Genomic DNA, 13,100 nt, shown 5'->3' with positions numbered 1-13,100 from the left:
GCTGAAACCATGAGCGACGTAAAAATGAGTGGCCAACAGCCGTCTTCGGCGACGTTTTTAAGCAGTTTTAAGGGAAAGATGCCGAAGGATACCGGCATTTTTATCGTGATGGTCGCCATCGCGCTGATTTTTGAAGCGGCAGGCTGGTACGTGCGCGATCAATCGTTTTTGCTTAATCCAAACCGGCTGGTGCTGATTATTTTGCAGGTTGCCATTATCGGCATTATTGCGGTCGGTGTGACCCAGGTGATTATTACCACGGGGATCGATCTCTCATCCGGCTCGGTGATTGCTTTAACCGCCGTGGTGGCGGCCAGCCTGGCGCAAACCTCCGACAGCCTTTCCCCGATGTTCCCGTCGCTGGTCAACATGCCTGCGGCGGTGCCGATCGTAGCCGGGGTCGGCGTGGGGTTGCTTTGCGGGGTGGTGAACGGCGTGCTGATCACTAAAACCGGTATTCCGCCCTTTATCGCCACGCTGGGCATGATGGTTTCCGCGCGCGGGCTGGCGCAATACTACACGCAGGGCAACCCGATCAGCTTCCTTTCCGACAGTTTTACCGCCATCGGCCAGGGCGCAATGCCGGTAGTCATCTTCCTGGTCGTCGCGGTCATTTTCCATATTGCGCTGAAACACACCCGTTATGGCAAGTACGTTTACGCCATTGGCGGCAATATGACCTCGGCGAAAGTTTCCGGGATTAACGTCAATAAATACCTGGTGATTGTTTATACCATCGCGGGCGGGCTTTCCGGCCTGGCTGGCGTAGTCCTGGCGGCGCGCGTCAGCAGTGGCCAGTCCAGCATGGGCATGTCCTATGAGCTGGATGCGATTGCCGCCGCCGTCATCGGCGGCAGCAGCCTGATGGGTGGCGTAGGGAGGATTACAGGTACGCTGATCGGCGCGGTGATTTTAGGGCTGATTAAGAGCGGCTTTACCTTTGTTGGCGTGGACGCCTACGTTCAGGACATTATCAAAGGCATTATTATCGTCAGCGCCGTTTCAGTGGATATGTACCGCAATCGTAAAAAGCGCTAGCGGGCAGGGGCCAGGCCGGCCCCTGTATTCCTCTCAGCCGCCGCTTTTTTATGCCATGTAAACGTTACCATGCACAGCCTGACAGCATATTTTGCACCTCATCGGTGCAGGCAAGCGGTTGGTGAAAGCATTAAAAAAAAGCGTTACTCCTTTAGAGGTAATCAGATTCTCTTATTTTACCGGCGCTTAGCCTGAAACAAATGGGCTGAAAGCGCAGCCGGAAGTTTCTGGCACGTCACTTGCAATTCTTAACCCGCACCAGAGTGAAAACTTATTTTTTAGCGCCAGTAACAATGGCGTCCCGTGACGGAGGCAAAATGAACTTAAGACGACTGAAATATTTTGTAAAAATCGTCGATATTGGCAGCCTGACCCAGGCCGCAGAGGTGCTGCATATTGCGCAGCCTGCGCTCAGTCAGCAGGTTGCCACGCTGGAGAACGAGCTGGACCAGCAGCTGCTTATCCGTACCAAGCGCGGCGTGACGCCTACGGAAGCCGGGAAGATTTTATACGCCCACGCCCGTACCATTTTACGGCAGTGCGAACAGGCGCAAACGGCGGTGATCAACGCCGGGCAGACGCTGACCGGTCAGGTTTCAATCGGTCTGGCGCCGGGAACCGCCGCCTCTTCGCTGACCATGCCTTTATTGCAAACCGTGCGCGAACAGTTTCCGGAAGTGCTGGTTTACCTGCACGAAAACAGCGGCGCATCGCTAAACGAAAAAGTGATGGATGGGCAGCTTGATATGGCCGTACTTTACGACCGCGCGCCGTCCGCCGGCATCACCAGCCTGCCGTTGATGAAAGAAGAACTTTATCTGGTTGGCGCAACCGACTGCCCTGGACAAAACATCGATTTAGCCGACGTGGCCAAAATGAACCTGTTTCTGCCGCGCGACTACAGCGCCGTGCGCAAACGCGTCGACGAAGCGTTTTCGCTGCGCCGCCTGAGCGCCCGCATTATCGGCGAAATTGAATCGATCGCCACGCTGACCGCCGCCGTCTCCAGCGGCATGGGTGTGACCGTACTGCCGGAATCCGCAGCGCGCGCGCTGGTCAGCTCCACCGATGCCTGGATGGCGCGCATCAACAGCCCGACGCTGAACCTGCCGCTGTCGCTGAACGTTTCGGCGCGCTCGCCGCTTTCTCCTTCTGCGCAAGCGGTAAAAAATATCCTGCTGTCGCTGCTCAACAAACCGACGATTGAAGAGCGTGAACTGATGCTGGTGAGCTAATGCCTTTCTGCGGGCGCGCGTCGGCGCGCCTCACTCCTATATCGCTAAAAAGCATATAAAACCTCTTTTTATTATTTGTTGCTATCAATGTGCCTTATTAACATGGCTGAAACCAACAGATAACAGAGGGAGAGGCGCACGTGAATTTTCAGCAACTTAAAATCATCCGGGAAGCGGCACGCTGCGAGTTTAACCTGACCGAAGTGGCTAATGCGCTCTTTACCTCCCAGTCAGGGGTCAGCCGCCATATACGCGATCTGGAAGATGAGCTGGGCGTGGAGATCTTTATCCGTCGCGGCAAGCGGCTGCTCGGCATGACCGAGCCAGGCAAGGCGTTGCTGACTATTGCTGAACGCATCCTGGATGAAGCCGGAAAGGTGCGCCGTCTGGCCGATGTCTTTACCAACGAATCCAGCGGCGTGCTAACCATCGCCACCACGCATACCCAGGCGCGCTATAGTCTGCCAAAGGTGATCAAAGCGTTTCGCGCGCTCTATCCCGGTGTTCGCCTGGAGTTAAATCAGGGCACGCCGCAGGAGATTGTCGCCATGCTGATGGCGGGCGAAGCCGATATCGGTATTGCCAGCGAACAGGTCGTCAATAATCCGTCGCTGGCGGCTTTTCCCTGGTTCAGCTGGCATCATGCGCTGCTGGTGCCAAAGGGGCATCCGCTGGAGCAGGAGCAGCCGGTTTCGCTGGCGGCGCTCAGCCGCTATCCCTTAATTACCTATCGCCAGGGCATTACCGGCCGTTCCCGCGTTGACCGCGCCTTTCATGCCGCCGGGCTGACGCCGGATATCGTGCTCAGCGCGCAGGATTCCGACGTGGTAAAAACCTATGTCGAACTTGGGCTGGGCGTGGGCGTGCTGGCGGATCAGGCCTGCCAGCTGGATGCGCAGGCCGCGCTGACCCGGCTGGAAGCCAAACACCTGTTTGAATCCAATACCGTCTGGCTGGGCCTGAAGCGTGGGCAGCTACAGCGCAACTACGTCTGGCAGTTTCTGGAACTGTGCAACGCCAACCTGTCGCTGGAAGAGATCAAGCGCAAGGCGCTTTCCACGCATGACGCGGTAGAACCGGTGCTGGATTTTCAGATTTAAAATTTCAGAGGCGTCCCGAAGAACAGCAAAGAAAGCCGTTCGCCCGGCAATATTGCCTTGTTTTTGCCCCTGGGCTTGGGTAGCTTGCGTTCGGTGTCGTGCAGCAAAAATTTTTTATGGTGGGGTTTTATTCATTGGATGCGATCCATAGTGGTAATAGCCTTTAGCGCGCCTGGCCAGGCGCGCTATCGCCGTACAGCATGTTATTGAAAGCAAAGCGGCGGGGCGATAGCACAGTTAACACTGCCAGCAAGTAAATCAACGGCGAACGACTATGCTGTAAAGCAGGTTTATCCACCAGGGGGTTGTATGGTTGTTGCTAAAAGAACGCTGCCTTTTGCTCTCCTCGCTATTTTATTGACCGGCTGTGCCAGCAAAACCGCCGAGCAGTCGCAATATTCCGGCTTTTTAGGAAATTATGCCGAGATGAAACCGGTAAAAACAGCAAGCGGGCATGAAACGCTGCGCTGGATTGCGCCCGATTATCAGTCAGATCGTTATACCAGCCTCTATTTTGCGCCTGTTACTTATTATCCTCGCGCGTTACCCAACAGTCGGGTCTCTGCCGCCACGCTGGAGCAAATTCGTAGCTATACCGAATCCAGTCTTAAAAGCGCGCTGGCCGGGCGTAAGAAGATTGTCGACACCCCTCAGCCTGGCGGTCTGATAGTGAAAACGGCCATTACTGCCGTAACCGCTGAAAACAAAGATCTCCAGTTTTATGAGGTGGTGCCGGTCGCCGCCGTGGTAGCAGGCACGATGGCCGCCACCGGGCATCGCAGCCAGAACGCCGAGCTATTTATCGAGGCGGAAGCGATTGATATTGCTACCGGCAAGCCGGTTATTAAAATTATCCGTAAAGGATACGGTAAAAGCGTGGCGAACGGCACTGTGCCAATTACCCCGGCGGACGTGAAGGGCGCTATTGACGATATGGTGAAGGATGTGGCGACGTTCTCAACGCCATAGCCAGGCTTGCGGCGGTAAAGCGCCAACGGCCTGACCGCTGTCGGAAAGTATGTTTGAAAATTTATAAAAATGAACGGAGAAAATTATCGGGCCTTGATGCGGCCCGATAATCGCCCCCAATAAGCTTTCCCTTATTCAGCGCATAAAATGTTGTTGTGCAATATCTGGCATTATCCGGCCACATCATAATTTTTCTGGACTCGTTTAAGCCCTGTTATCTCCGCCCGCAGAAAAAACCTGCGCCGCGCACGGCTGCGCGTCCACAATATAAACCTCTGTTGCACATGGCCGCGCGTCCACAATATAAACCTCTGTTGTACATGGCTGCGCGTCCACAGTATAAATTCCTGTTGCACATGGCTGAGCGTCCTAACCTGTGCCGTACAAAGGCTGCGCTATGCGCGGTAGTTTTATCCCATATTGAAAACCAGGCGCAAAAACCTCAGGCTGGAACGGGGCCTGATGCCTTTCCTGCGAGAACCGGGTGCCGGGCGACTGGCCGCTGATTTAGCGACCGATTCTGCGCCGGTAATTGATCCCACGCCGTCCCGCTATGCCAGGCTGACAGACGGCAGCGGCCAGCAACAGCCAGGCATGATTTAAGGAGAAAAGGATGAACATAGTAACGATGAACGAGCAGCATCTTGATGCCGCTTATGCCCTGACGCAGCGGTTACATTGGCCGCACCGCCGTGAAGACTGGCAGCAGGCGCTGGCGCTGGGTGAAGGCCTGGCGGCGATGGAAAACGGCGAGCTGATTGGCACCGTGCTTTACTGGCGCTGGGGCGACTACGCCACCCTTGGTCTGGTGAACGTCGCCGGCAGCGCGCAGGGCAAAGGTATCGGTAAACAGCTTATGCAGACGGCGCTGGCCGCGCTGGAAGGGCATCAGCTGCGCCTGCACGCCACGGAAATGGGCAAAGGGCTGTATGAAAAGCTGGGGTTTGTGGTCACGGGAACGATCGCTCAGCATCAATGTCGCGCGCTGGCACCGGGCGAACGCGTTCTACCGCAGGCGTCGCAAAGCCTGCGCCCCGCTCGCCGCGAAGAGCTGACGGCGCTGAGCAAGCTGGAAACCAGGGCGCACGGGCAGCATCGTCCGGCACTGATCGCCGAGCTTTTTGCCAGCGCAGACCGCTTTCTGGTACTGGAAGAGCAGGATCAAACGGCGGGATTCGCCTGCCTGCGCCGCTTCGGGCACGGCTTCGCTATCGGCCCCATTATCTGTGCCAGTCTACAGCAGGGGAAAGTACTGGTCAGCGAACTGCTTGCCGGTCTGGAAGGCGCCTTCGTCCGTATCGATACCGACAGCGCCTGCGGGCTGGGCGAATGGCTCGTCGCCCTGGGTATGGTTCAGGTTGACGAGCCCATCACCATGTATAAAGGCACTCCCTGGCAGCCGCAGGACGTGCGGGCGTTCGCGCTGGTGAGCCAGGCAATGGCATAAATATCCTCCAGCAATCAGAGCCGGAGCGCGGCCTTATCCGGGCGGCATTGGTGGCGGAGCCGGCGGCGTAAGCGGTGTTTCGCCAGTGGCCGGATATCGGCGAGGCGTTACATATCCCTGCTCTGGTACAGCTGCAAAAGGCCGGTCGCATCAGTCATGTAAACCTTGCCAACGCTGTCGGGCTTTCACCCAGTCCCTGTCTACAGCGGGTAAAACGTCTGGAAACGGCAGGGTTTATTACCGGTTACGAGGCGCACGTTAATTTACCTAAAATTACCGATTCCGTTACCGTCTTCACCGGGGTTACGCTGGCCGGACACCGGCGCGAAGACTTTATGCGTTTTGAAAACGCGCTCCGGGAGGTGGACGAACTGATGGCGTGTCATTTGATTACCGGTGGATACGATTATCTGCTGCGTTTTATTACCCGCAGCATCGAACATTACCAGGAAGTCATTGAAAGCGTTCTGGACGCTAAAATCGGGATAGATAAATACTTTAGCTACATTGTTATTAAATCGCCGATCCTGAAAAGCAGCGTGCCGCTGCGTTCGCTTATCTTTCGTCAAACGATGGAGTTCTGATGGCTGTCGGACATAATGACGGCAAAAATGTTATGAAGGGCGTTATCCTTTCTTATTTTCCCTGGTTGGCGATACGCCAGGGATAGTTCGCTTTTCACCGTCGCGGATGATACCAGTCATTAATTCTGGCGCCATGCTTTACCCGCCAGATCAGGAAAAAGTTTTTTCCCGATGCGTTTCCCGTTGTCCCTCAGCCTGTAAGAATGTTAAAAAAGAGACATCCTGTCTCTGTTATCACGCATTTACCTGTGCGGCGTCAACGGTGTCTAACGCATATTTCAAAGAGAACTCACGTTCTTTCAGATAGTAGATATAGGTTTTAAGCTCCGGGAATGATTTTTCGACTCTGTAACTTAACTCACTGAAATTACTTATTTTGCTTTGATAAAATGACACCATTGATTCACTGATTAGCCCAACGGCTTCGCCATTGGCAATCAGCGAAATATAATCATAAATATCATCCACGATAATAACCTGCGCCGTAGGACACATAGTCAGGATTTTGGCGTGCGCGTTTTTCACATAGTGTTCGTAAAAGCCATTGGTAGGAATGATGACGGGCGTGTTTTTTATATCGCTAAGCTGCGAATCGGGGAACTTTTTAGAATAGAGATAGCAGGCGGGCTCGCTGAAAAAATTCATCGACAGGATCCCGTTATCGTTGATTTCCCGATGGGAAATAACGCCGTGGATCTCGCCGGAAAGCAGCGATTCCACCGAAGTTTTGGTATCGCAGGAACAATAAGAGACGCTTTCGGTCTTCTTGCGGGTTTTTACCAGCAGGTTGAATAAAAAGGGATTGAGGTTTTCTACACCAATCATCAGGCCACGGCGAATATTAACGTTGGTTCTTTTTCGTGAAAAATAGTCTTCCAGTTCCGTCATCTTATCGTAATGCGGCATTATTTTATCGTAGAGTTCCAGCCCTTTTTTGGTCAGGGTGAAATCATGGTCCGTGCGTGAAAATAATTTAAATCCCAGCTCGTCTTCTAATATTTTTATCCGGCGAGAAATAGGGGAAGAGGTAACGAATAATATCTCAGAAGCCTTCTTTAATGACTTCTCTTTCGCCAGCACAATAAAGCATTTCAGATTAGATGACAGAAACATAAAACCTCCAGATCGTTTAACAACTGTTAACTTGGCGTAAATTTATGAAAAATATAGCATACTTACGAAAGCTCTGGATGGGGGGTATTTACAAAATAAGACTGTTTTTATTTTGCTAATCATAGAGATGCTAATTTCTACGCGTGAGCATCATTTTTTAAAATTGTATGAATGGCCTTCAATTATTATCCTGTCAATTCTAAAAACTAAAGCAAGAAATATGGTTTAAACCGCGTTTTTTGGTGGAAACCTAAACCAACATTAAATGCAAGCCTGCAACCCATCAGAAAATGCAACCATCGTATAATATATATTTAATAAAGAGGCTTTAAATGAGTGTCATTGGTGACAACAACCAGGATAATTTAACATCACAACAGGTTAAGTTAAATGAAATGGTCAGGAACTTAAACGTACTTGATAAAGATGGCAAAGCTATTGACTTCGACAGAATTGTATATCTTGCGCATTCAGCTGATGAAGAAAATAACTTTTCTATGCTGAACTCTATTGATGAATTACGGGCGCACGAGCCTGCCGCCCACGGCGAACTGGCTATTGTGCTTTCTTATAGTGCAGGAACCGGCTACGGCGGCGGTATTTTTATCAGTGACTTTAACGACAAGACGGCGCCGGAAGATGGCGGCATGACTATCGTTACTCCCCGAAATATGCGCTGGAAACGTTATATTACCGATAACGCGGGCGTAACCGTGGTCGATTTCGGCGCTATCCCGGATGGCAAAACGGACTGTCTGGAAGCCGTTACCCGTATGTGGCACTGGTCACGCATCATGGATCGTCAAAACAATGTACGTACCCATGAAAACGTCGGCATCCGCTTTCCGGCAGGTAACTTCTTTATCTCTAAATTTGATTTCTCCGGCCAGGAGGTAAACCGTTTCCGTCTCTCTGGCGCCCACGTCAACTTCGGCTACTTCCCTAACACCCGTCTTTTCTCTGACCAGAAAGACGGCGAATACATGTTTACCGTCAACGCCCGTTGGACCTATATCAGCGGCATTATCGTTAACGGGCAGGACAACACTAAAACCAAAGGGTTCTTTAAAAATATCATCCCCGGCGGTCAGTATCTGCGCGTGACCGGGGTGCATTTCCAGGATTTGGGCGGCCGCGCGCTGGATCTGCTCGATACGCTGGATTGTAAGATCGATCAGTGGTACGCCACCCGCTGCGCCGGCAGCGTTATCTATGGCCGCTGGTCCGATCGCGCCGCTGGCTCCTGGGATCACCTTACCGCTATCGAGCTCAGCAACTTTAATATCCAGTACGGCGTGAAGTCTGAAATGATCGATCTGCCGCGCGCGACGCAGTGCGTGCTGCATAACGGCTGGATTGAGCATACCGAATTCCCCGGCGACCTTTCCAACGGCCAGTGGAAGGTCAATGCGCTGAATCTGGAAGGCAATAAAAATCCGCTCAAGTGCCATCATACGCGCCTTATTTCTACCATGCTGAATGTGCATAACGGCGAGGGGCTGGATCTCTCTGACAGCGGCGAGCGCTGGCTGCCTGTATATGAAGAAGGGCAGATATTCCTTGAAAACCACGGCGCGCGTATTGAAGGTTCGCTGAACTACGAGTACATCACTTCCCAGGAACGTATGGATAACCGTCAGGATCGGGAAACCTGGTTTAAAGTGGGCGAGATTGAGATGCCGGAATGGACCACGCAGATGCAGATGCGCATTATCGGTTCCTCTCAGTTTAATGCGATGCCGGAAACGCAAATCGACTTCACGTCACGCACGCCGGAAGGCGAAGCGATAATCTCTATTCAGAACGTGAACGGCAGCTTTAACGCCTCCTGGGCAGCGGAAGGATCGTGCCCGGTGACGCGGGTCAGGGTGAGATCGCTGGGCAGCAGCAGAGGGGAAATATTTGTTAAGCTGGCTAAATACACCGGCTTCTGTATCGCTCTGATCACCACTAACTGCCACGATCGTTTCTCGCGCGGCGTTCATTTCCGCTTTATCAAGTCTTATACGCAGGTTTCTGCTGCGGAAGCGGCCGTGCTGGATGCCGAGCCGGTAACGGCATTTTTGCAGCACTGGGAAGGAACGGATCGGGTCGGCTATGGTTACAACAATAATAACGACCTGATTATGCGTGGCCGCGTGGTCAGCACCGCGTCGGTTGGTACGGCCAGAGAATGCCTGCGGGTAAGGGTAAACGGTCTTGATTACGCGATTGAACTAAAACCCATAAACAGCTAATGCCCATTAGTAAAAAACCGGCCTTGATATGGCCGGTTTTTTTTCATGTTACTCTTGCATAAAATAACGCAATATTTATTTTTATTTTATTTGCCCACCTGAATCTCTGGCCGCATCTACTGCTCCTTTCCCTGATTAATTACCAAAATGAAATGACGATGTAATGGAATGCCTTTGCTGGTGTTTGCACAAGGTTATAAAATTAAATAACAGCTAAACATATAAATTCTTATACTGTAATTTAAAAAGTAAATAGAATAATCAAAGGTGTTTATTCAGGGTTTAAATAAAACTAAATGACGAGGCGCTTCTATAGATAATTCATATAAAACAAAGGCTTTTCAATTATTAATAGCTAAATGCAATTATTGAGTTTGTCTGTTTTGCCTGGCTGAATAAAATAGAACGCATGCAGTAAGCGCATTATTTTGCTTGCTGGCTGCATAACAAAAAGAACATTTTACATAATGGAATATGCATCATGGCAGATGCATATGGAGGAATTATGCCAGCTTCTAAAAATTTATCGGCAGGTCAGATTGCCGGAAACCGCTCCGCGCAAAATAAAATCGTTATGGGCTTCTGGCACAACTGGCCAGCCGTAGGCGCTCAGGGTTATAAACAGGGCCGCTTCACGGAAATGACCCTGTCCGAAATTCCTGTGCAATATAACATTATCGCCGTCGCTTTTATGAAAGTGCTGGATGACAGCGACCGCATCCCTGATTTCAAACCGTATAAAGGAACGGATGCTGAATTCCGCAGCGAAATCGCGAAAGTGCAGGCTCAGGGCCGTAAAGTTCTGATTTCCATGGGCGGTGCCGATGCGCATATCGAAATGCACGCCGGGGACGAAGTGGCGCTGGCCGAGCGTATTATCGCGCTGAGCGATAAATATGGCTTTGACGGCCTGGATATCGATCTGGAGCAGTCTGCGATTACCGCTGCCGATAACCAGACGGTGATCCCTGCTGCGCTGCGCGTGGTGAAAGATCACTACCGCAAGTTCGGTAAGAACTTCATCATCAGCATGGCGCCAGAATTCCCTTACCTGACCAATGGCGGCCATTACAGCCCTTATATCATCGGCCTGGAAGGCTACTACGATTACGTTGCGCCACAGTTCTATAACCAGGGCGGCGACGGCGTCTGGGTTGATGAAATTAACCAATGGGTGTCGCAAAGCAACGACGCGATTAAAGAAGATTTTCTCTATTACCTGACTGAAAGCCTGGTCACCGGTACCCGTAATTTCCTGAAGATCCCAAGCGAAAAATTCATTATCGGCCTGCCAACCAATAACGATGCGGCAGCGACCGGTTATGTCATTAATCCACAGGATGTGAAAAATGCCCTGGCTCGCCTTGAGGCCGCTGGTCTGCCTGTTGCGGGTCTGATGACCTGGTCCGTTAACTGGGATGCCGGTTTTACCAGCGATAACGTGCCTTACAACTGGGAATTTATCCGTCGCTACGGCTACCTGGCCGGTGATGGTGTAGTGCCTGGGCCGACGCCAACTCCGGAACCAACGCCTGAGCCTACTCCGGAACCAACCCCGGAACCAACGCCTGAGCCAACACCGGAACCAACCCCAGAGCCAACGCCTGAACCGCAGTTTGAACAGTGGCGCGCGGGTGTGCGTTATATCGATGGTGCCCGCGTGAGCTGGCAGTCACGTAACTATATCTGCGTCATGCAGCATGACTCTAACCTTTTCTGGACGCCTGAGCTGGCTACATCGCTCTGGCAGCCAATTTCCACCAACAAAACCACTACGGAATTTAAAACAATGTCAAATAACATCGGTCCGGCACTGCGCCATGGTCATATCGCCACGCCAGCTTCACGTGCTTTCTTTGCATGGCAGGAAGGCAAACTGAACGCCGGTCAGCTGAACCAGCGCGAAGCGGGTAAATTCTTCCCGGCTGCGCAGAGCGGTCTGCGTGACGCTGTAGCGCCGGACGACAGCCCGAATGCTGTGCCACCACGCGACGGCGAAATCGCCAGCGCCAACCAGGGCGACGGTCGCTTCCTGGATGAGCCAGGCACCCACTGGAAAAAACACACGGTAACCCCAGGCGAAATCATGAAATTCGTCTGGACCTATACCGCAGCTCACACCACTCGTCGCTATAACTACTTTATTACCCGCGAAGACTGGAATCCAAACCAGCCGCTGAGCCGCGCGCAGTTTGAATCCACGCCGTTCTTTAAAGCGGAATTTATCGAGCAGCCTTACTGGAGCCACGGCGCCACGCTGCGTCCGACCGGCCCAACCACGCATGAAATCCAGCTGCCACAGCGTCGCGGCTATCATGTGCTGCTGGCGGTATGGGAAGTTGCCGATACCGGTAACGCGTTCTACCAGGTTATCGATCTGGATTTCGTGGGCAACGGCAACGGCGGCGAAACTGCGCCTGCGGTGCCAGCCAGCCTGCACGCGACCGATATCACCACCAGCAGCATTGCGCTGGCGTGGAACGCTTCTTCAACCGCAGGCGTTTCTTACCGTCTGTATCGTGACAACAACATGATCTTCAACGGTACCCAGCTGAGCTTTGTGGATAACGGCCTGGAGGCAAACACCGCTTACCGCTACACCATCAGCGCGGTCAGCGCTACAGGCAGAGAATCCGTTCGCAGCGAAGCTGTTATCGTGACCACTAAAAATCCTGACGCCTCCACCACGCCACCAACTGCGCCAGCACAGCTGCACAGCATGGGCGTGACCGCAGACAGCGTTGCGCTGATGTGGGGTTCTTCTCAAGGCAGCAACGCCATTGCCGGCTACATCGTTTACCGCGAAGGTGATGAAATCGCTCGCGTGGCGGCTTCTCAGCTCAGCTATACCGACAGCGGCCTGCGTGCAGAAACCACTTACCGTTACTTTGTTGCCGCTGTGGATTCTCAGGATCTGCTTTCCGTTCCGAGCAACGTACTGAGCATCACCACTCTGGCTAACGGCAACGACGACAACGACAACGGCAACGACGACAACGACAACGGCAACGACGACAACGGCGATAACGGCCAGTATCCGGCATGGGTGCTGGGCGGATCTTACACCGCTGGCGATATCGTTACCCATCAAGGTAAAAACTGGGTTTGTATCCAGACGCATGTTGCCCACGCCGTTGACTGGGCGCCGGGTCTGGCAGAAACCCTGTGGCGTCAGGCACGTTAATTTATCCTTGCGGGCCAAAGGGACGCGGCCCGTTCGCCTGACATAAATTAAATCAAATCACGTTGTTAAGTCGTTAACGGCTACTACAGCGTGATTTTTAATACGCCTTCGCCGTTTAACAGCCGCGCGTATTAAAAATCACGTCGGTTTGTCCGTCATTAATCAGCCAGCCGAGCGCTGCATATGGGCAACA

General features: G+C 52.6%; 10 protein-coding genes. 9 read left to right on the top strand and 1 reads right to left on the bottom strand.

Going from position 1 to position 13,100, the window contains the following annotated elements; all coding sequences use genetic code 11:
• Window positions 1–24: 24 nt before the first annotated feature.
• The 7 genes from ACVWZ0_RS14170 to ACVWZ0_RS14140 all read left to right on the top strand — a co-directional run bounded on the left by ACVWZ0_RS14170 (window position 25) and on the right by ACVWZ0_RS14140 (window position 6,373).
• Window positions 25–1,038, top strand: coding sequence for an ABC transporter permease (locus ACVWZ0_RS14170; protein WP_370734459.1), 1,014 nt, complete (start codon window positions 25–27; stop codon window positions 1,036–1,038).
• A 317-nt stretch (window positions 1,039–1,355) separates the two neighbouring features.
• A complete protein-coding gene (gene nac, locus ACVWZ0_RS14165; RefSeq protein ID WP_253460354.1) occupies window positions 1,356–2,273 on the top strand; it encodes a nitrogen assimilation transcriptional regulator NAC in 918 nt (305 codons plus the stop codon).
• Window positions 2,274–2,413: 140 nt separating this feature from the next.
• Complete coding sequence (gene cbl, locus ACVWZ0_RS14160) at window positions 2,414–3,373, top strand: HTH-type transcriptional regulator Cbl (RefSeq protein ID WP_253460357.1); 960 nt, start codon at window positions 2,414–2,416, stop codon at window positions 3,371–3,373.
• A 309-nt stretch (window positions 3,374–3,682) separates the two neighbouring features.
• Window positions 3,683–4,342 (top strand): DUF3313 domain-containing protein, encoded by a 660-nt coding sequence (locus ACVWZ0_RS14155; protein WP_253460361.1) that lies wholly within the window; start codon window positions 3,683–3,685, stop codon window positions 4,340–4,342.
• 462 nt (window positions 4,343–4,804) lie between these two features.
• On the top strand, window positions 4,805–4,945 hold the full coding sequence (locus tag ACVWZ0_RS14150) for a hypothetical protein (protein WP_253461315.1): 141 nt from the start codon (window positions 4,805–4,807) through the stop codon (window positions 4,943–4,945).
• Window positions 4,946–4,955: 10 nt separating this feature from the next.
• Window positions 4,956–5,789 carry a GNAT family N-acetyltransferase gene (locus ACVWZ0_RS14145; RefSeq protein WP_253460364.1) on the top strand — a complete coding sequence of 278 codons (834 nt, stop codon included), beginning with the start codon at window positions 4,956–4,958 and terminating at the stop codon, window positions 5,787–5,789.
• A 74-nt stretch (window positions 5,790–5,863) separates the two neighbouring features.
• Complete coding sequence (locus ACVWZ0_RS14140) at window positions 5,864–6,373, top strand: Lrp/AsnC family transcriptional regulator (protein WP_253460368.1); 510 nt, start codon at window positions 5,864–5,866, stop codon at window positions 6,371–6,373.
• A gap of 234 nt (window positions 6,374–6,607) precedes the next feature.
• On the opposite strand, the gene ACVWZ0_RS14135 is transcribed toward ACVWZ0_RS14140, so the two are convergent.
• A complete protein-coding gene (locus ACVWZ0_RS14135; RefSeq protein ID WP_253460371.1) occupies window positions 6,608–7,486 on the bottom strand; it encodes a LysR family transcriptional regulator in 879 nt (292 codons plus the stop codon).
• A gap of 497 nt (window positions 7,487–7,983) precedes the next feature.
• Here ACVWZ0_RS14135 and ACVWZ0_RS14130 point away from each other — a divergent pair, with 497 nt between their 5' ends.
• Entirely contained in the window at window positions 7,984–9,723 is a 1,740-nt protein-coding gene (locus ACVWZ0_RS14130) for a hypothetical protein (protein ID WP_253460374.1), read from the top strand.
• Window positions 9,724–10,228: 505 nt separating this feature from the next.
• On the top strand, window positions 10,229–12,907 hold the full coding sequence (locus ACVWZ0_RS14125; protein ID WP_253460377.1) for a lytic polysaccharide monooxygenase: 2,679 nt from the start codon (window positions 10,229–10,231) through the stop codon (window positions 12,905–12,907).
• Window positions 12,908–13,100: the final 193 nt, after the last annotated feature.

It is taken from the genome of Erwinia sp. TECH1 (assembly GCF_054057575.1).
Note: the sequence above shows the minus strand (reverse complement) of the source record. Positions and strands in the feature narration are given on the sequence as shown.